This is a genomic window from Burkholderia sp. 9775_39, assembly GCF_015712225.1.
Classification (GTDB): Bacteria; Pseudomonadota; Gammaproteobacteria; order Burkholderiales; family Burkholderiaceae; genus Burkholderia; species Burkholderia cenocepacia.
Map to the genome: position 1 here is coordinate 561,745 of NZ_JACCQC010000001.1, position 17,825 is coordinate 579,569.

The 17,825-nt window shown below is 68.7% G+C and carries 19 protein-coding genes; 8 read left to right on the forward strand and 11 right to left on the reverse strand.

The features are described 5' to 3' along the window. The first annotated feature begins 264 nt into the window (after window positions 1–264). The 4 genes from H0X90_RS02425 to H0X90_RS02440 all read left to right on the forward strand — a co-directional run bounded on the left by H0X90_RS02425 (window position 265) and on the right by H0X90_RS02440 (window position 4,606). A complete protein-coding gene (locus H0X90_RS02425; protein WP_077189057.1) occupies window positions 265–1,449 on the forward strand; it encodes a porin in 1,185 nt (394 codons plus the stop codon). A gap of 119 nt (window positions 1,450–1,568) precedes the next feature. Beyond that, complete coding sequence (gene soxC, locus H0X90_RS02430) at window positions 1,569–2,825, forward strand: sulfite dehydrogenase (RefSeq protein ID WP_077189028.1); 1,257 nt, start codon at window positions 1,569–1,571, stop codon at window positions 2,823–2,825. Further along, a complete protein-coding gene (locus H0X90_RS02435; protein WP_077189029.1) occupies window positions 2,818–3,342 on the forward strand; it encodes a c-type cytochrome in 525 nt (174 codons plus the stop codon). The genes soxC and H0X90_RS02435 overlap by 8 nt, the downstream gene beginning before the upstream one ends. Before the next feature lie 76 nt (window positions 3,343–3,418). Continuing rightward, the gene (locus H0X90_RS02440; protein WP_006493986.1) at window positions 3,419–4,606 is read left to right on the forward strand and encodes an LLM class flavin-dependent oxidoreductase; all 1,188 of its coding nucleotides are present in this window, start codon (window positions 3,419–3,421) and stop codon (window positions 4,604–4,606) included. 54 nt (window positions 4,607–4,660) lie between these two features. Here H0X90_RS02440 and H0X90_RS02445 read toward each other — a convergent pair whose 3' ends face one another. From H0X90_RS02445 to H0X90_RS02475, 7 genes are all read right to left on the reverse strand, one after another. Next, a complete protein-coding gene (locus tag H0X90_RS02445) occupies window positions 4,661–5,878 on the reverse strand; it encodes an acyl-CoA dehydrogenase family protein (protein ID WP_006498211.1) in 1,218 nt (405 codons plus the stop codon). Window positions 5,879–6,040: 162 nt separating this feature from the next. Then, a complete protein-coding gene (locus H0X90_RS02450; RefSeq protein ID WP_006487501.1) occupies window positions 6,041–6,928 on the reverse strand; it encodes an ABC transporter permease in 888 nt (295 codons plus the stop codon). After that, the gene (locus tag H0X90_RS02455) at window positions 6,925–7,914 is read right to left on the reverse strand and encodes an ABC transporter ATP-binding protein (RefSeq protein WP_006498212.1); all 990 of its coding nucleotides are present in this window, start codon (window positions 7,912–7,914) and stop codon (window positions 6,925–6,927) included. Before H0X90_RS02455 ends, H0X90_RS02450 begins: the two co-directional genes overlap by 4 nt. A gap of 67 nt (window positions 7,915–7,981) precedes the next feature. Next, complete coding sequence (locus H0X90_RS02460; protein ID WP_006487511.1) at window positions 7,982–9,013, reverse strand: ABC transporter substrate-binding protein; 1,032 nt, start codon at window positions 9,011–9,013, stop codon at window positions 7,982–7,984. Between the two features lie 49 nt (window positions 9,014–9,062). After that, entirely contained in the window at window positions 9,063–9,989 is a 927-nt protein-coding gene (locus H0X90_RS02465; RefSeq protein WP_077189030.1) for a TauD/TfdA family dioxygenase, read from the reverse strand. A 207-nt stretch (window positions 9,990–10,196) separates the two neighbouring features. Next, the gene (locus tag H0X90_RS02470; protein WP_077189031.1) at window positions 10,197–11,201 is read right to left on the reverse strand and encodes an SDR family oxidoreductase; all 1,005 of its coding nucleotides are present in this window, start codon (window positions 11,199–11,201) and stop codon (window positions 10,197–10,199) included. Between the two features lie 63 nt (window positions 11,202–11,264). Continuing rightward, the gene (locus H0X90_RS02475; protein ID WP_012493736.1) at window positions 11,265–11,549 is read right to left on the reverse strand and encodes a hypothetical protein; all 285 of its coding nucleotides are present in this window, start codon (window positions 11,547–11,549) and stop codon (window positions 11,265–11,267) included. 286 nt (window positions 11,550–11,835) lie between these two features. Between H0X90_RS02475 and H0X90_RS36010 the strand changes: the two genes are divergently transcribed. Further along, a complete protein-coding gene (locus H0X90_RS36010; protein WP_256858284.1) occupies window positions 11,836–11,970 on the forward strand; it encodes a hypothetical protein in 135 nt (44 codons plus the stop codon). A gap of 61 nt (window positions 11,971–12,031) precedes the next feature. Here H0X90_RS36010 and H0X90_RS02480 read toward each other — a convergent pair whose 3' ends face one another. The 3 genes from H0X90_RS02480 to H0X90_RS02490 all read right to left on the reverse strand — a co-directional run bounded on the left by H0X90_RS02480 (window position 12,032) and on the right by H0X90_RS02490 (window position 13,536). Beyond that, window positions 12,032–12,301, reverse strand: a complete 270-nt coding sequence (locus tag H0X90_RS02480) for a DUF2934 domain-containing protein (RefSeq protein WP_077189058.1) — start codon at window positions 12,299–12,301, stop codon at window positions 12,032–12,034. Between the two features lie 26 nt (window positions 12,302–12,327). Beyond that, on the reverse strand, window positions 12,328–12,753 hold the full coding sequence (locus tag H0X90_RS02485; RefSeq protein WP_006489155.1) for a CBS domain-containing protein: 426 nt from the start codon (window positions 12,751–12,753) through the stop codon (window positions 12,328–12,330). A gap of 72 nt (window positions 12,754–12,825) precedes the next feature. Beyond that, window positions 12,826–13,536, reverse strand: coding sequence for an MgtC/SapB family protein (locus H0X90_RS02490; protein WP_034203575.1), 711 nt, complete (start codon window positions 13,534–13,536; stop codon window positions 12,826–12,828). A gap of 484 nt (window positions 13,537–14,020) precedes the next feature. Here H0X90_RS02490 and H0X90_RS02495 point away from each other — a divergent pair, with 484 nt between their 5' ends. Both H0X90_RS02495 and H0X90_RS02500 read left to right on the forward strand, forming a co-directional pair. Beyond that, window positions 14,021–14,305, forward strand: a complete 285-nt coding sequence (locus H0X90_RS02495; RefSeq protein WP_058903630.1) for a helix-turn-helix transcriptional regulator — start codon at window positions 14,021–14,023, stop codon at window positions 14,303–14,305. Then, window positions 14,295–15,599, forward strand: coding sequence for a HipA domain-containing protein (locus H0X90_RS02500; RefSeq protein ID WP_077189032.1), 1,305 nt, complete (start codon window positions 14,295–14,297; stop codon window positions 15,597–15,599). Before H0X90_RS02495 ends, H0X90_RS02500 begins: the two co-directional genes overlap by 11 nt. Window positions 15,600–15,668: 69 nt before the next feature. Here H0X90_RS02500 and H0X90_RS02505 read toward each other — a convergent pair whose 3' ends face one another. After that, the gene (locus H0X90_RS02505; protein ID WP_102898702.1) at window positions 15,669–16,634 is read right to left on the reverse strand and encodes an SDR family NAD(P)-dependent oxidoreductase; all 966 of its coding nucleotides are present in this window, start codon (window positions 16,632–16,634) and stop codon (window positions 15,669–15,671) included. 139 nt (window positions 16,635–16,773) lie between these two features. On the opposite strand from H0X90_RS02505, the gene H0X90_RS02510 reads away from it, so the two are divergent. Then, entirely contained in the window at window positions 16,774–17,694 is a 921-nt protein-coding gene (locus H0X90_RS02510) for an AraC family transcriptional regulator (RefSeq protein ID WP_006489183.1), read from the forward strand. Window positions 17,695–17,825 lie beyond the last annotated feature (131 nt).

A 17,825-nucleotide genomic window follows, 5' to 3' on the forward strand; every position in this document is an offset into this window, starting at 1 on the left:
GCAGTCCGCACATCGAACCATTTCATCGATCGATATGACCGCGCGCAGGCATTTCCAGCGCGCGACGTTCGCAGTCCGCGCGATGCGTTCGCCGCAGCAGGCGCGCCGGACGCGATCGCGGCGCACCTGCCGGGCCCGCGGCAACGCACATTACAAATCGGCCGCACAGCGAATTACAAACCACGGATCGGCCGTTCATCGACGCGCCCGTCGTCAATAGCATCGTGATCCTCACAAATGGACTGATAACAACAGAGGATGGTCATGATCAAAAAAACGGTGGTACTGGGTTTGGTGTCGATCGGTTCGGTCAGTGCGCATGCGCAGAGTTCGGTCACGTTGTACGGCGTGGTCGACGCCGGCATCGCGTATACGAACAACCAGGGCGGCGCGAGCAACATCCAGCAGACGAGCGGCAAGCTGAGCGGCAGCCGCTGGGGCCTGAAAGGCGTGGAGGATCTCGGCGGCGGCCTGCAGGCGGTCTTCACGCTGGAAGGCGGATTCCGGCCGAGCGACGGCGGGCTCGGCCAGGGCGGCCGCCTGTTCGGCCGCTCCGCGTACGTGGGTCTCGGCAAGAAAGGCCTCGGCACGCTGACGTTCGGCCGTCAGTACGAGCCGATCACCGATCTCGTCGCGCAGTACTCGGGATCGGGGATCTGGTCGCCGGCCACGCACGTGGGCGACAACGACAACCTGAACCAGAGCTTCCGCCTGAACAACGCGGTGAAATTCCGTAGCGACACGATCGCCGGCTTCACGGCCGACCTGCTCTATGCATTCAGCAACCAGGCCAATGGCGGCGCGGGCACCGGCTTCTCGAACAACAACGCGTGGGGCGCATCGGCGAACTACGTGAACGGTCCGCTGTCGGTCGGCGGCGGCTATGTGCGGCTCAATCACCCGAATGCGACGTCGAACACGAGCGGCGCGGTGGGCGGCGCGACCTCGACCACCGGCAACGACTACAGCGGCGCATTCTTCTACGGGCTGAACGGCGGCGTACTGAAGCAGCAGATCGGCGCGGTCGGCGCGAACTACTCGCTGGGCCGCACGACGCTCGGCTTCGCATGGAGCCACACGCAGCTCGACTATCTCGACGGCTCGTCGCGCAAGTTCAACAACTACGACGTGAACGCGCGCTACCAGATCACGCCGGCGGCCACGCTGATCGGTGTCTATACGTTTACCGACGGGCGCGCGAGCGGCCTGCCGGGCACGAGCGGCCAGACGCTGAAACCGCGCTGGCACCAGTTCACGCTCGGGTTCGACTACGCGCTGTCGAAGCGCACCGATATCTATGTGTCGGGCATCTACCAGCTCGCGGCCGGTGATGCGAGCACCGCGACGTCGGGCGGTTATCGCAAGATCGCGGCGATCTCGAACATCGGCAGCGCGTCGTCGACGAACCGCCAGCTTGCGTTCGTCAGCGGGCTGCGCGTGAAGTTCTGACGGCACGCGCGGCGGGCGCGGCGCAATCGTCACGATAAGCAAAGCGGGAATCGTTGTTTGCCGCGCCCCGCCCGGTTGCCGAGAATGATCGTTTCCCCGCGCGCCACACGCGTTCGACCATGACCGATTCCCGTTTTCCTCCCCGTGCGCCGCGCCCCGGCCGGCGCGCGGCGCTGCGCCAGTTGGCCGGCGGCTGGGCGGCGACGCTGCTGCCGGCCGGCGGCGCGCTCGCGAGCCCGCCGCTCGATGTGCCGCCGTGGACGCGCGCGCCCGGTGCGCCGCTGCTGTCGCCGCCGTACGGCGTGCCGGGGCCGCACGAACGCGACGTGGTTCGCCGCAGCGCCCGCACGCCGGCGCTGCCCGGTTCCGGCTCGTCGATGACGCCGCTCGCCGACCTGTTCGGCGACATCACGCCGAACGGGCTCGTCTACGAGCGTCATCACGCGGGCGTGCCGGACATCGATGCGCAACGCCATCGCGTCGTCGTGCACGGCCTCGTGCGCGAGCCACGCGTCTTCACGGTCGACGACCTGCTGCGCTTCCCGTCCGAATCGCGAATCCACTTCCTCGAATGCTCGGGCAACACGGGCAGCGAATGGAACGGCCCGAGCGGGCTGCCGGTTCAGTTCACGCACGGGTTGCTGTCGTGCTGCGAATGGACCGGCGTCCGGCTGTCGACGCTGCTCGACGAGACGGGCATCGATCCCGCCGCACGCTGGCTGCTAGCCGAAGGCGCGGACGGCGCGGCGATGACGCGCAGCCTGCCGCTCGACCGGATCCTCGAGCGCGCGCTGGTCGTCTATGCGCAGAACGGCGAACGGCTGCGTCCGGAGAACGGCTACCCGGTGCGGCTGATCGTGCCGGGATTCGAAGGCAACACGAACATCAAGTGGCTGCGACGGCTGAAACTGGTGCGTGCGCCGGAGATGACGCGCGAGGAAACGTCGAAATACACGAATCTGCTGCCGGATGGCTGTGCGCGCCAGTTCGTGTTCGAGATGGATGCGAAGTCGGTCATCACGCGGCCGTCGGCCGGCCATCGGCTCGCCGCGCACGGCTATTACCCGATCAGCGGCTACGCGTGGTCGGGCCGCGGCCGGATTCGTGCCGTCGACGTGTCGACCGACGGCGGTCGCACCTGGCGCCCCGCACGGCTCGCCGGCGACGTCCGCGACCGTGCGTTGACGCGCTTCGAGGCCGACTGGGTATGGCGCGGCGAGCCGGCCGACCTGCAAAGCCGCGCGACCGACGACACCGGCTACGTGCAGCCGACCCGCGACGCGCTCGTCGCCGCGCGCGGGCTGAACTCGCAGTACCACTACAACGGCATCCAGAACTGGCGCATCGGCGCAGACGGCGAGGTGCGCAATGCGTAAGCTGCTTGCTTGCCTGCTTGCGACCGGCGCGATGACATCGGGCGCGTTCGGCGCCGGCTTCGGCCTCGGACAGCCGATCGACCGCGCAGCGCTCGCCGCGTGGGACATCGACGTCGCGCCGGACGGCGGCGGCCTGCCGCCCGGCGCAGGCACGGTCGCACGCGGCGGCCACGTGTTCGCGGACAAATGCGCGATGTGTCACGGCGCCGGCGGCGAAGGCGGCGTCGGCGATCCGCTCGTCGGCGGCGCCGGCTCGCTCGCGAGCGCGAAGCCCAAGAAGACGGTCGGCAGCTACTGGCCCTACGCGACGACGCTGTTCGACTACATTCGCCGGGCGATGCCGTACAACGCGCCGCAATCGCTGAGCGCGGACGACGTCTATGCGGTCACCGCGTACGTCCTGCACCTGAACGGCATCGTGCCTGGCGAAGCCCGGCTCGACGCGCGCACGCTGCCGCGCGTGCAGATGCCGAACCGTGACGGCTTCGTGCCCGATCCGAGGCCGGGCAAGCTATGACGTGTCCCGCTTCGCTTGCCCCATCGAGCAGCCCACCCGCGCGAGTCGCGTCGCGCTTTTCAGCAAGGACCCCGTGATGAGCGATCCTTCCGTCGCCGCCCCGCTCGCATCGTCGCCGTTCGTCGACGTTCGTTCGCCGGCGGACTTCCCCGACAGCCCCGTGTCGCGCACCCTCTCGCAGCCGCTGATGCTCGGGCTGTTCCTGCCGATCCAGGCCGGCGGATGGAGCGCGTCGACGCTGCCGCGCTCGACCGACTGGACGTTCGACTACAACGCCGAGCTGGTCGCGCGCGCCGAGGCGCTCGGTTTCGATCTCGTGTTCGCGCTGTCGCAATGGCTGCCCAAAGGCGGCTACGGCGGCGTGTTCGACGGCCACGCGCTCGACTCGTTCATGACGCTGGCCGCGCTGACGGCGCGCACCGAGCGGATCATCCTCGTCGCGACGAGCCACGTGCTCTACGGGCCGTGGCATCCGCTGCATTTCGCGAAATTCACCGCGACGCTCGACCACATTTCGCGCGGACGCTGGGGCATCAACGTGGTGACCGGCCACCGCGCGATCGAACACGAGATGTTCGGCTGGAACCGGATCGAACACGACCGGCGCTACGAGATGGCCGCGGAATTCCTCGACGCGGTCCAGCAGTTGTGGGCGCAACCGGACAATTTCAGCTATACGCCCGAACTGTCGAGCTGGCGGCTCGGCGGCGCATTCGTGACGCCGAAGCCGCGCTACGGCCGCCCGCTGCTGATCAACGCGACGGGTTCCGACGCCGGTATCGCGTTCGCCGCACGCTATTCGGACATCGTGTTCGTCACGAGCCCGGCCGGCCCCGACGCCGAACGCGCGATCGACGCGCTGCCCGCGCATACCGCCCGCGTGAAGGCGGCCGCCGCCGCGCGCGGTCGCACGATCCGCACGCTGCTCAATCCGCTCGTGATCTGCCGCGAGACGGCGGCCGAAGCACGCGCGTACCGCGACGCGATCGTCGCGCATGCGGACGAAGGCAGCTTCCACCGCTTCGACAGCGACGCGCACGCGTGGCGCGGCGGGTTCGAGCAGCGTGCGCAAGCCGCCGCGCGCGCGATCGGCGGCAACATCTCGATCACCGGCTCGCCGGAGCAAGTCGCCGACACCATCGTGCGGCTGCACCGCGCGGGCATCGACGGCATCCAGTTGAGTTTCTACGACTTCAAGCCCGATCTCGACTTCTTCGGCGAGCGCGTGCTGCCGCTGCTGCGCGAAGCCGGCTTGCGGCGTTGAAGTCGGCGCTGCAACGCGGCGCGACGGCGTAGCAGCAACCGCCCGCGGCCGTCGTCAGAACACGCGCCCTTCGGTCAAGTGCGTCGTCACGCCGTTCAACACGTAATCACCCACCACGCGCGCCTTGTGCAGCAACGGGTTGTGACTGAAGATCGTGCGCAGGTTGCGCCAATGGCGATCGAAGTTGTGCTCGCGCGCCGTTGCCGACGCGCCGCCCACTTCGAACAGCCGCTCGGCCGCATGCAGCGCGAGCTTGCTGACGATCAGTTGCGTGCGTGCGGTCGCGAGGGCGCTGTCGAGCACGAGCGTATCCGCATCGGCGGCGCCCGCCTCGATCGCATCGGCGGAACGGTCGAGCGCACGCGCGTTTTCTCGCACGAGCGCGTCGATCGCATGGCTGTGCGCGGACAGCTCGCCGACGATCTGCTGGATGAAGTGATCGTCGCGCGCGGTCGCCGCCGGGCTGTGCAGCGCGGGACGACCATGCGCGAGCACGTAGCGGCGTGCATCGGCCACCACGTTGCGCACGATGCCCGCGCCGGTCGCGACCAGATGCAACTGCCGCAGCGCGCCGCAATGCCGGCCGACGAGCGTCGACCCGTCGCGTGGGGCGACTTCGTCCGCGAACACCTGCACGTCGTTCAGCACCAGGCTGCCGCTCGCGGTCATGCGCTGGCCCATGCCGTCCCAGTCGTCGAGCACCTGCAGGCCGTCGCGCGCCACCGGAACGATCACGGCGAGCGCGTCGCCCTGCTCGTTCTCCACGTTGATGCGCGCGAAATCGGCAAACGCGGTGCCCGTCGAATAGTATTTGCGACCCGTCACGCGATGGTGATCGCCGTCGCGGCGCAGCACGGTCGTGTTCTCGCCCGGGCGCGACGTGCCGCGTTCGGTCGACGCGCCGCCGAAGATCGCGCCGGCCAGCACACGCTCGAGCTGCACGTCGTTGAACGCCGTACGCGGCGACAGCCGCAGCGTCTCGGTCTGGTCGTAGTGGATGCGCAGCGCATGCGCGAGATTCGAATCGGCGGCCGCCAGCGTCGCGATCGCATCGAACAGGTCGACCAGCGTGCCGCCCAGGCCGCCGCGCGCGACCGGAATCCGCAGCGCACCCAGCGCCGAGCGCCGGAAGAGCGCGAAGCCGTCGAACGGCAGTTCGCGACGCGCCTCGCGCTGGGCGGCATCCTGCCCGATCGCAGTCGCGAGATCGGGCAGCGCGGCAAGCGCGTCGCGCAATGCGTCGCGCGGATCGACGGCATCACGGGCAGTCATTCGGCAGGTCCTTGTTCGGGCAGATCGGGGAATGTCGCGGCAGCGCGCGACGGGGCGTACGTTACACGCCGTCCGCTGAGTATAGGGACGCACCCGGCGCGCGTGAAAAGCCGATTTCAGCTTACGTTATGCCCGCGCCGGGATTGATCGCGGACGGGCGCGTCAGTGCTGAATCCCCCAGCGCCGCACGGTCGCGCGTTCGAGCGTATCGAACACGAGGTTCTCGACCAGCAGCCCGATCACGATGACGGCCGCGAGGCCCGCGAACACGCGGTCCGTGTACAGCTCGTTGCGGTTCTGGAAGATGTACCAGCCGAGGCCGCCCTGCCCCGCGCTCGCGCCGAACACGAGCTCGGCCGCGATCAGCGTGCGCCACGCGAAGGCCCAGCCGACACGCAGGCCCGACAGGATCGACGGCAGCGCGGCCGGCACGAGGATCAGCGCGATCTGGCGCAGGCCCGTGAGCCCGTAGTTGCGGCCGGCCATTTTCAGTGTGGCGGGCACGCCGACGAAACCGGTATAGATGCTGAGCGCGAGCGGCCACAGCACCGCATGCACGAGCACGAACAGCAGGCTGCCGGTGCCGAGCCCGAACCACAGCAGCGCGATCGGCAGCAACGCGATCGACGGCAGCGGATTGAACATCGACGTGAGCATCGTCAGCAGATCGCGGCCGATGCGCGTGGATACCGCCAGCGACGTCAGCGCGAACGCCAGCAGCACGCCCAGCGCATAGCCGCGCAGCAGCACCGACATCGAGATGCCGGTCTTGACCAGCAGTTCGCCCGACTCGATGCCCTGCACGAACGCGGCCAGCGTCGCGCCGAAGGTCGGGACGAGCAGATCGTTCGCGACGATGCGCGCGACGATCTCCCACACGGCGATCAGCACGAGCGCGATGACGCCGCGGCGAAACCACGTGGCACCGGCGATGCGGCGCGACAGCGGCGCCGGCGCCGCGCGTTCGGCGTCGGGCAGCGGGTCGAGCGGACGCGTGTATTCGGCGCGCACGGGCGGCAGCGGCGGCAGGACCGGATCGATCGTACTCATGATGCGGCGTCCTCCGTCGTCGGTACGTGCGGTGCGTCGGTGTCGAACAGCAGGCGGTGGATCCGCGCGACGTGGTCGCGGAAGTCGCCGGTGTCGACGTTGTCGAGCGAATGCTCGTGACTGTTGAGTTCCGCCCGCACGCGGCCCGGATGCGGCGACAGCAGCAGAATCCGGTTGCCGACCACGAGCGCCTCCTCGATCGAGTGCGTGACGAACAGCAGCGTGAAGCGGAATTCGTCCCACAGCCGCAGCAGTTCCTCCTGCATCTTGCGGCGCGTGAGCGCGTCGAGCGCGGCGAACGGCTCGTCCATCAGCAGCACGCGCGGCTGCATCGCCAGTGCCCGTGCAATCGCGACGCGCTGCTTCATGCCGCCCGACAGCGTATGCGGATAGGCATCGGCAAACGCGCTCAGGCCGACCTTGTCGAGATAGTGCAGCGCGCGCTCGCGGGCTTCGGCGCGCGACAGCTTCGCGGCGGCGCGCAACGGAAACGCGACGTTCTCGACGACCGTCTTCCACGGCGGCAACTGGTCGAACTCCTGGAACACGACGACGCGGTCGGGCCCCGGCCCGCGCACGGGCCGGCCGTCGAGCGCGATCGAACCCGAGACGGGCTCGATGAAGCCGGCGATCGCCTTCAGCAACGTCGACTTCCCGCACCCCGACGGGCCGAGCAGCACGAAGCGGTCGCTGCCGTACACGTCGAAGCTCACCTGATGCGTCGCGCGCACGATCCGCGCGCCGCTGCGGTATTCGAGGCTGACCTCGTCGATGGCGAGCAGGCGTTCGCTGTGCGCGCCGGCCTGCGCGGCATGCGCCGCCGGCCGCCCGGCGGCACCTGCATCGGATGCGGCGGACGCGGCCGGCGACGCGCCGCTGCGTGCCGTATACGGCGGAAACCAGGTTCGGGGAGAAGTGGCGTTCACGATCGAATCTCTTGCGGGAAAAGCATCAACATACGGCCAGGCGTCGTGCGGACCAACCATCGATTGCGCATATCGAAACCGCGCCGATGCATAAGCGTCGAACACGGCGTCGCAGCGTCGACGCCGCTCAACTGCCGCCGGCCGTCGCCGGATCGTCGAAGAAGTAGTCGCGCCACGACTTCGGTTCGTTGCGGATCGCACCGGTGCGATGCATGAACTGCGCGAGCGGCAGCGTGTTCTGCGGCGCGGTCTTGAACTGCACCTGCGGATTGCGCAGGATCTTCAGCAGCAGCGCGCGATCGATCTTCGACCCGTTCACGCGAATATAGGTATCGGCCGCGCGCTCCGGGTCGGCCGCGATCTGCCGTGCGGCGTCGGCCAGCGCGGCGACGAACGCGCGGTAGGTCTTCGGGTTGTCGTCGCGGAATTTCTCGGTCGCGTACAGCACCGTCGCGGAGCTCGGGCCGCCCAGCACGTCATAGGAATTCAGCACGATGTGCGCGTTCGGGTTGCCGGCGAGCTCCTGTTCCTGGAACGGCGGATTGCCGAAATGGCCGGTGATCACGTTGCTGTTCGCAAGAATCGCGGCCGTCGCATCGGGGTGCGGGATCGCCTGCGTGAACGCGTCGAGCTTGTCGAACTGCTTGTCGCCCCACTGCTTCGCCGCGGCGTACTGCAGCACGCGCGACTGCACCGACACGCCGACCGCCGGCACCGCGATGCGGTCCTTCGCGCTCAGGTCGGCGATCGTCTTCACGTTCGGGTTGCTGCTGACGAGGTAGTACGGGAAATTGCCGAGCGACGCGACGCCCTTCACGTTCTGCCGGCCGCGCGTGCGGTCCCACACGGTCAACAGCGGCCCGACGCCCGCGCCCGCGACGTCGACCGCGCCGGACAGCAGCGCGTCGTTCACGGCCGCGCCGCCCGACAGCCGCACCCAGTCGACCTTGATGTCGAGGCCGGCCTTGCGCCCTTCCTTCTCGATCAGTTGCTGGTCGCGCGCGACGTTCAGCATCAGGTAGACGACGCCGAACTGCTCGGCGATGCGGATGCGGCCCTCCGCGTGCGCGGCTTGCGGGATGACCGCGCCCGCGAAGGCGAGCGCGGCGGTGAGCGTGGCCGCCAGCGCGCGACGCGCCGGCAAGAACGAGAACGACATCGGAACTCCGGTCAGGAAGGGGCGGAAATGAATGACGGGGGCGTGCGGCTCAGAAAGGCGCGTCGCCTTCGATCGTCGTGCGGTACAGCTTGCGGCGCAGGTGGTCGGGCGTGCCGGCGGCGAGATGCATCAGCGAACGGTTGTCCCAGAACACCAGATCGTGGTCGCGCCATGCGTGCCGATACAGGTGCTCGGCGCGCACGCTGTGCGCGAACAGTTCGTCGAGCAGCGCGCGGCTTTCGTCTTCCGGCAGCCCGACGATGCGCGTCGTGAAATGCTCGCTGACGAACAGCGCCTTGCGGCCGGTTTCCGGATGCGTGCGCACGACCGGATGCACGACCGCGGCGACCTGCGCGATCTGCTCGGGCGACAGGTTGGGCCGCCACGGGCTGCGCGCCTGCAGTTCCGCATAGCGCGCGAGATACGTATGCTCGGCGCGCAGCCCTTCGACCGCGCGGCGCAGGTGGGCCGGCAGCGTGTCCCACGCGAGATGCATGTTCGCGAACAACGTGTCGCCGCCTTCGGCCGGCAGCTCCTGCGCGTGCAGCAGCGAGCCGAGGCTCGGTTTTTCCTTGTACGACAGGTCGGAGTGCCAGAAATGGCCGGCATCGCCGAGCCCGACCGGTTTGCCGTTCTCGACGATGTTCGACACGATCAGCACTTCCGGGTGACCGGCCAGCGCGAACTGGTGCAGCACGTGAATCTGCAGCGGGCCGAAGCGGCGGCTGAATGCGATGTGCTCGTCCGGCGTGATGCGCTGGTCGCGAAACACCAGCACGTGGTGATCGAGATGCGCACGATGGATGCGCGCGAAATCGTCGGCATCAAGCGGTTGCGACAGGTCGAGGCCGATCACCTCGGCGCCGAGCGGCGCGTCGAACGGCACGATGTCGAAATGCTGCGCCGCGCCGTCCGGCCGCAAGGCGGGATGCCCGGCGGAAAGCGTTGCGGCGTCGCGGATGGCGGTAGTCGTCACGGCACGGCCTCTGATTCGGTCAAAACGCGAATCTACGAGTGCGTGCCGGCGTGCGTCAACGAAGCGATTCGGATACGTTTATCTGCTGCGGTGATAAAGATCGCTGCTCGCGCATACGGCGCCGATCGGGGCGGAATCGTCCAGGCGGCCCGATGAACAAAGGTTCCGATCGCGTTCAGCCGCGTCGGCCCACGCACGGCGAGCCGACTATGGCTGCCCTGCACCGCCCGACGCACCATAGATCTGCCCGGTCACGTAGCTTGCGCGCGACGAAAGCAGCTCGACGTAGATCGACGCGATCTCGGCCGGTTGTCCCGGCCGCCCTATCGGCACCTGCTCGCCGAATTTCTCGACGTTGTGCGTCGTCTGTCCGCCGCTGACCTGCAGCGGCGTCCAGAATGGCCCCGGCGCAACGCCATTCACGCGGATGCCGCGCTGGATCATCTGCTTCGCGAGCCCCTTCGTGAAATTCGCGATCGCCGCTTTCGTCATCGCGTAGTCCAGCAGGTTCGCGGACGGATCGTACGCATTGACCGACGTCGTGTTGACGATCGCCGAACCGGCCGGCATGTGCGGAATGGCGGCCCGCGTGATCCAGAACATCGCATAAAGATTGGTGCGCAGCGTCCAGTCGAACTGCTCGGTGCTGATGTCGAGGATCGATTCATGGCTCTGCTGGCGGGCCGCGTTGTTCACGAGGATGTCGAGCCCGCCGAGCGCGGCGACCGCCCGCTCGACGAGCCCGTTGCACGCGCCTTCGCTGCGAATATCGACCGGCAGCGGCACGGCCTTGCGCCCCGCGCTGCGGATCAGATCCACGACTTCGCGCGCATCGGGCTCCTCGTCGGGCAGATAGACGATCGCGACGTCCGCGCCTTCTCGTGCACAGGCGATCGCGACCGCGCGGCCGATGCCCGAGTCGCCACCGGTGATCAGCGCCTTGCGGCCGTCGAGCCGGCCGCTGCCGCGATAGCTGCGCTCGCCGTGATCGGGGCGCGGCGTCATCCGGCCCGCGAGGCCCGGCCACGGCTGGTGCTGCTGCGGAAACGGCGCATGCGGATAAAGCGTGCGCGGATCGCGCGGCGCAGGGTCGCCGGCGTCGGCCGGGCCGCCCGTCTGCGCGATCGTCGGCAGGGCGACGCTGGCGACCAGTCCGGCCGTCGTGCCCTGCACCCATTTGCGACGGGATTCGGAAACTTCGTCTGATGACATGATGGACTCCGGTGCGTGGTTGGCGGTGTGGAACCGGACGCGACCATTCGGCCGACGCGCGCGCTACAGCGGCCGCGGCCGATTTCCAGAATCGTCCGGCGCGTCGTGCTCGTCCGGCCACGGCTGGCCGGCCGGATCGCGCACCTCGGTCTGGCGCGGGTCGTCCGGCACGACCTTGCGTGCCTGATCGTCCGGAATCGTGTCGAGTTCGCCGCCGCCCGGCGCGTGGCCGGGGCGCGCGGTCGATTCGCCGCCGCCGGGGGTCGGGTTGCGCCGCTGCGGCGCGTCGGCCGCCTCACGCGCCGCGTCGGGCGACGCGGGATCCTGCCGTTGACTGTGCTCGGTCATGAATGTCTCCCTGTCCGGATGAGGACTGCGTTGCGCCGCACCACGCCGCGACGGGCGATGCGGCGGCCTGCACCGCTTTCAGCAAGCGGCATGCCGTCATCGGGCTGCGTCTGCGCACCGCCAGCCGGTCGATCCGCTACAGAAATTACAAGCGACGCGTCATCCGGCGCAGTCAGGACAGCGCACGCGGCCGTGCCGATGCGGAAACGAAGCGCGGCACGCACGATGCTCGAAAGCGGCATGCCGGCTGCACGCCGGCGCCCTTTCGATGCCGAGGAGGACGATCATGAGCGCGACGCACGCGACGAACGCGACACCGAACGACGAAGACATGACCGACACGCCGGACATTCCGCCGCCGGAGCCCGACGACGATCTGCCCGACTTGCCGGACCCGACCGAAGTGGGCGAGGACGGCTAACCGATCGCGCGAACCGTGCCGCCTGCCGGATTTTCGACACCGCCGGCCGGCGGCCCGCGCTTCACCGCGTGCGCCGCCTTTCGTGCGCGACCTCGCTGGTCGGCAACGCATCGACGTCCTGCAGCGGCTCGCCCGGAACGCGGCGCTTCGCGGCCTGGTCGGCCGGCAAATCCGCCGTCTGCTCGGCGCGCCCGTCCGCGCTGCTGCCCTGCGCATCGAGTTGCTGCTCGGCCCGCTGCCAGTATTCGTCGGCCCTGCCGTCCGGCGCGCCGTCCGCCTGCCACAGCTGGTACGCCCGCTCGCGAATCTGCGTTTCCCTGTCTTGGTTCATGTCGTTCCCCTGGTGTGCCATGGCGATCACCGATCCGGGCGCGACGGCGCCGATACCGCGCCGAGCGTCGACGACATCGCGCCGTCCGCGGCGGTCGCCAGATCACCCAGCGCGACGATGCCGACCAGCCGCTTCTGCCGGTCGACCACCGGCACGCGACGAATCTGCGCGTCTTCCATCTTCTTTTGCACCGCCGAGATGTCGTCGTCCTCGTAGCACCAGTTCGCGGGCCCGCTGACGACGCCCTCGATCGATTCGTTCGGCGGCACGCCCATCGACACCGCGCGCACGACGATGTCGCGGTCCGTCAGCATGCCGATCAGCCGCGTGCCGTCGCACACGGGCAGCGCGCCGACGTTCAGGTCGCTCATCAGCTTGGCCGCATCGCGCAGGCTCTGCGTCGGGCCGATGGTCGCGGCGTCGCGCGTCATCACTTCCGATACACATGTCATGTTTCGCTCCTTGATAAGCCGCCCACGGCGGCCTGCGCAATGCAGCATCGCGCGTTCCGGCCGCCGCGCGCGTCAGTTCTCCGTCGAGCAGCGCACCGACGTCAGGCCGGCCGACTCGACGATCCGCATCAGTTGCTTCAGCATCACGTCGGCGCCGGCCGCTTCGCGCCACTGCACGAACAGTTCTTCCTGGCGCACCGCGCGCGCGGTCGTTTCGCAGAAGCTTTTCGTCCGGCACGTGAAACCCGCATCGCGCAGCTTCGCGGCCAGTTGTTCGCGTGCAGCCGAGCCGAGCGGATATTCGACCGTCACCAGCGCGGTCCGGACGCCCCGCAAGCGCCGCTCGACGAACCGCAGCGGCCAGACGACCAGCAGCGCGAGCACCAGCCCGAGCGCGCCGAGCGACAACTGGCCGCCGCCGATGCACAGCCCGATGACCGTCACGAACCACAGCGTCGCGGCCGTGGTGACGCCGGACACCAGGCCGTCGCGATGAAGGATCGCGCCGCCGCCGATGAAGCCCATCCCGGTCAGGATGCCGAGCGGCAGCCGCATCAGGTCGAGCACCGAGAACGCGCCCTCCGGCTTGCCCGCCTGCAGCAGCAGCGCATTGACCTGCAGCATCGACAGGCACGCGGCGAGACAGACGAGGATCGTCGTGCGCAGTCCGGCCGTCTTGCCGGATTCGCTGCGATCGAAGCCGATCAGGCCACCCGCGACGAGCGCCAGCCCGATCCTGACGAGAACGTCGTGCCACTGCAGTACGACCGGCATCGGTTCCATGCGCGCCTCCCGTGCAAATCGTCATGTGCGAACGCCGCCGACGACGCTTGCCGGTCGCAAGGCTCGGGCCTGCTTTCCGGGTAGGCGGCGGGTGTAGCAAGTCGGATGGGATTGTAGAAAGGGGCGTTCTGCGCACACTGTGCGTCAGCGGCGAAGGTGCCGGAGCTGTGCGCGGGATCGCCTGCCGCTGCTCGAGGCGCGGAACGGCGGCGGACGGATTGCCGCTGCGGCATCCATCGGAGCCCTGTCCGGCGTGCCCGTCGGACGCGCGCACGCCGGCGCCGACGCCGTCTTTCTCCGTATCCGGTCAGATACGAACCTCGCCTCCACCCTCCTTTTCTCACCGTCCGTTCCCAATCGGGAACGAAATCACGCCGCCGCTTATCGGAACAATCCATTCGTTCCCGCACGAATACGAATCACGGTCCAAGCCGGCGAGTTATGCAATAGTGTTCCCGTTCAGATACGAAGCACGGAGAATGTCATGTCGGAGTCCCAATCCGTCGACACGATCGGCGCGCTCGCCCATTTCATTCGCGCGGCGCGAATCCAGCAGGGGTTCACCCGGGACGAACTCGCGAACGCGACCGGGCTGTCGCCGAAATTCATCAGCCAGGTGGAAGCCGGCAAGCCGACCGCACAAATCGGCAAGGTCATGCTGCTGCTGAGTGAGCTCGGCGTGCGGCTGTACGCCGAGTCGGCGATCGAGATTTCCGAAGCGACCGCGCTGAAGGCCACCCAACGCCGCAGGAGCAGCCATGGCGGCTAGAACGCTGATCGCGTCCGCTAACGGCGTGCGCATGGGCACGCTGGCCGACGACAAGGGGATCTGGTCGTTTGCGTACGACCCGCAATGGCTTGCGTCACCCACCGCGTATCCGCTGTCGCCGGCGTTCCCGCTCCGCGCAGACGTGTTCACCGACACGTCCACCGATCGCCCGGTCCAGTGGTTCTTCGACAATCTGCTGCCCGAGGAAGGCATGCGCACGTCGCTCGCGCGCGAGGCGAAGGTCGATGCGGCCGACGCGTGGGGCCTGCTCGCGTACTTCGGCCGCGAATCGGCCGGCGCGCTGACGCTGCTGACCGACGGCGAGCAGGAAACGCCCGGCGACCTGCAACCGCTGCCGCTCGACGAGCTCGAGCACCGGATCCAGGCGATGCCCGAGCGCGCGCTGACAGCCACCGCGCCCAAGCGCATGTCGGCGGCCGGCGCGCAGCAGAAACTGCTACTGGTGCTGCGCGGCGACGCGCCCGACCACGCGCTGTTCGAGCCGGTCGGCAGCGAACCGTCGATGCACCTGCTCAAACCCGACATGCGCGCGGCCGGCTATCCGCATTCGGCGATCAACGAGTTCTTCTGCATGCGGCTCGCGAAGAAGATGGGGCTCGACGTGCCCGACGTGCATTTCCTGCGCGCGCCGTCCGCCTGCTACGTGATCGACCGGTTCGACCGCGACGTCGCGTCCGAACGGGCCGCACGCGTGCATACGATCGACGCGATGCAGTTGCTCAACTACGACCGCGGTTTCAAGTACCAGCGAGCGAATGCGCAGGAGCTGGCCCGCGCGATCGACCGCACCAGCACGCGCGCGCTCACGCGTCTGTCGGTGTTCCGCTGGACCGTGTTCAACGTGGTGGTCGGCAATGCCGACGCGCACCTGAAGAATCTGTCGTTCTTCGTCGACGCGCGCGGCTACCGGCTCGCACCGTTCTACGACATCGTCAGCACGGTCGTGTATCACACGCCGACGCACCGGCCCGACCACCGCGGCGATCATTGGCCGCACTGCGAGCTGACGATGCCGCTCGGGAATGCGACGCGGTTCGCCGATATCGACACGAATGCGCTGGTCGCATTCGGTCATGCGCTAGGGCTCAGGGAGAAAGCGGCCACCAGCGAACTGCAGCGCTTTCTCGAGCCGCTCGATCGTCACGTCGGAGAGACGCTCGATGAAGTGCGAAACATCGCGCATCCGGACGCCGGGGAAATGCGGTTGCTGAATTCGATCGCCGCGATGCCGATCGCGGCGATGGGGCGCGCGCTGCGGCAGGCGCGCGGATAGGTTGCCGCGCGCGGGTGTCGTACCGCCGCCGATACCCGCGCGCCGCCCGGCCCGGCGAATACCTGGGCGTCAGCCCCGCCCCGCAAAGGCATCGACGCCCGTCGCCGCCGCGGACCACGCCCACAGCCGCGCCGCGTCCTCCGGATCGATCGCATGCGGCCGCACGCCCGATTCCTCGTTGCCGCGCGTCACCGTCGCGACGTCGCAATCCTCGCAATAGACACCGCCGAGACCGGCCAGGCGCGGCGACGTCGCCGCCCATACCTGGGTTGCCGCGCCCTGCGCGGGCGTCTTGAAAGTCGGATCGATCGGCACGCCGTGCTCGTCGATCCAGCCCTGCGCCATCATTTCCTCGCGCGTCAGATGACGCTGCAGCGGCGTCGCGATCTTGCCGGGATGCAGCGAATACGCGCGGACACCGAACGGCGCGCCGAGCACGTCGAGCTGCACCGCGAACAACGCGTTGGCCGTTTTCGACTGCCCGTACGCCAGCCATTTGTCGTACCCGCGCGCGAAATCGATATCGTCCCAGCGGATCGGCGACAGCCGGTGCCCGAGCGACGACACCGCGACCACGCGCGCGCCGTCGCCGTGCGCGATCGCCGGCCACAGCCGGTTGACGAGCGCGTAGTGACCGAGGTGATTGACGGCCAGCTGCGCTTCCCTTCCGTCGCCCAAGCGAGTCTCCGGGCACGCCATGATGCCCGCGCTGTTGATGACGATGTGCACGTCGCGCCGCGCGTCGACGAACCGCGCGGCGAATGCGGCCACGCTCGCGGCGTCCGCGAGATCGAGCGTCGCGATTTCCACGCCGTCGATGTCGCGCGTCGCCTCGCGCGCGGCCGCGACGCTCCGTGCGCCGACGACGACGTGCGCACCGGCCTGCGCCAGCGCCCGCGTGGTTTCGAGGCCGAGACCCGAATGGCCGCCCGTGACGATGGCGGTCTTGCCGTGCAGGTCGAGGCCGGCCAGGACGTCGCTCGCCGTCGAGGCGGCGTCGAATCCGGAATGAAGGGGATGCTGCCTGCTCGTCATCGAAGGCTCCAGGAACGGGGTGCGAAGCTCGAGGCCGCCCATCGGCCGCGTCACTGCACGAACCCATTCTCCGGCCGCGCATCCGGACCGTGAATGCAATAGAATCCGGTTTTTCGTCGAGATCGTCCGGGAATTGCGCGTGGACCCGCTATCGGAAGTGCTGTCGCTGCTGGAAACGCGCGACTCGTTTTTCACCGGCCTGCGGGCCGGCGGCCCGTGGGCGGTCGACCTGCCCCCGCCCGACGGAATCAAGTTCAACGCGGTGGTCGAAGGCAGTTGCTGGCTGACCGTCGACGGTGCGGGGCCACCTGTTCGGCTGCGTACGGGAGACTGCTTCCTGCTCGCCGCGCCGCGGGCATTTTCGCTGGCGAGCGATCCGTCGGTCGCGCCGGTGCCGGCCGCCGACGTGTACCGGCATGTCGAACGCGGTATCGCGCACTATGGCGAGCCGGCCGACTGCTTTCTGATCGGCGGCCGCTTCGCGTACGAGGAACGCATGCCGCTGCTGCTCGGCAGCCTGCCGCCCGTGGTGATCGTGAGCGGGGATTCCGAATCGGCGGCGGTGCTGCGCTGGTCGCTGCAGCAACTCGCACGGGAATTCGGCGCGTCGTCGCCGGGCGGGTCGCTGATGATCCGGCATCTCGGACACATGATGCTGGTGCAGATCCTGCGGCGCTACGTGGACACCGGCGCGAACGGCGATGTCGGGTGGCTGGCCGGGCTCGCGGATGCGCGGGTCCGCGCGGCGCTGGCCGCGATTCACGCGGCGCCCGAGCGGCGCTGGACCGTCGACGCGCTGGCGGCCTGCTGCCACGTATCGCGGTCGACGTTCGCGCTGCATTTCAAGCGGCGGCTCGGGTTCGGGCCGCTCGAATACGTGCTGCGCTGGCGGATCCAGCTGGCGATGCGCGAACTGCGCCGCTCGAACGCGTCGATCTCGACGATCGCGCAACGGCTCGGCTACGACTCGGATAGCGCGTTCGGCCATGCGTTCAAGCGGATCGTGGGCTGCTCGCCGCGCGCCTATCGTCATGACGTGACGAAGGAATCGGGCAACTAGCGTCGTGACTGCCTTCGTCGGGCTCGTGATGGCGCGACTCCGTCAACGCCATGCGTTCGTATCGCGACCGTCGGGATAAGTATTCTTATCACAATACCTCGATTGCACTTCCAAACTCGGCCGTGCAGCAA

Bases quoted from the DNA above. Each gene is read 5' to 3' on its own strand.
- H0X90_RS02450 (WP_006487501.1), bottom strand. From the start codon at position 6,928: ATGAGTACGATCGATCCGGTCCTGCCGCCGCTGCCGCCCGTGCGCGCC.
- H0X90_RS02485 (WP_006489155.1), bottom strand. From the start codon at position 12,753: ATGACATGTGTATCGGAAGTGATGACGCGCGACGCCGCGACCATCGGC.
- H0X90_RS02475 (WP_012493736.1), bottom strand. From the start codon at position 11,549: ATGACCGAGCACAGTCAACGGCAGGATCCCGCGTCGCCCGACGCGGCG.
- H0X90_RS02455 (WP_006498212.1), bottom strand. From the start codon at position 7,914: ATGGTTGGTCCGCACGACGCCTGGCCGTATGTTGATGCTTTTCCCGCA.
- H0X90_RS02505 (WP_102898702.1), bottom strand. From the start codon at position 16,634: ATGACGAGCAGGCAGCATCCCCTTCATTCCGGATTCGACGCCGCCTCG.
- H0X90_RS02480 (WP_077189058.1), bottom strand. From the start codon at position 12,301: ATGAACCAAGACAGGGAAACGCAGATTCGCGAGCGGGCGTACCAGCTG.
- H0X90_RS36010 (WP_256858284.1), top strand. From the start codon at position 11,836: ATGAGCGCGACGCACGCGACGAACGCGACACCGAACGACGAAGACATG.
- H0X90_RS02470 (WP_077189031.1), bottom strand. From the start codon at position 11,201: ATGTCATCAGACGAAGTTTCCGAATCCCGTCGCAAATGGGTGCAGGGC.
- H0X90_RS02425 (WP_077189057.1), top strand. From the start codon at position 265: ATGATCAAAAAAACGGTGGTACTGGGTTTGGTGTCGATCGGTTCGGTC.
- H0X90_RS02490 (WP_034203575.1), bottom strand. From the start codon at position 13,536: ATGGAACCGATGCCGGTCGTACTGCAGTGGCACGACGTTCTCGTCAGG.
- H0X90_RS02495 (WP_058903630.1), top strand. From the start codon at position 14,021: ATGTCGGAGTCCCAATCCGTCGACACGATCGGCGCGCTCGCCCATTTC.
- H0X90_RS02500 (WP_077189032.1), top strand. From the start codon at position 14,295: ATGGCGGCTAGAACGCTGATCGCGTCCGCTAACGGCGTGCGCATGGGC.
- H0X90_RS02460 (WP_006487511.1), bottom strand. From the start codon at position 9,013: ATGTCGTTCTCGTTCTTGCCGGCGCGTCGCGCGCTGGCGGCCACGCTC.
- soxC (WP_077189028.1), top strand. From the start codon at position 1,569: ATGACCGATTCCCGTTTTCCTCCCCGTGCGCCGCGCCCCGGCCGGCGC.
- H0X90_RS02445 (WP_006498211.1), bottom strand. From the start codon at position 5,878: ATGACTGCCCGTGATGCCGTCGATCCGCGCGACGCATTGCGCGACGCG.
- H0X90_RS02435 (WP_077189029.1), top strand. From the start codon at position 2,818: ATGCGTAAGCTGCTTGCTTGCCTGCTTGCGACCGGCGCGATGACATCG.
- H0X90_RS02440 (WP_006493986.1), top strand. From the start codon at position 3,419: ATGAGCGATCCTTCCGTCGCCGCCCCGCTCGCATCGTCGCCGTTCGTC.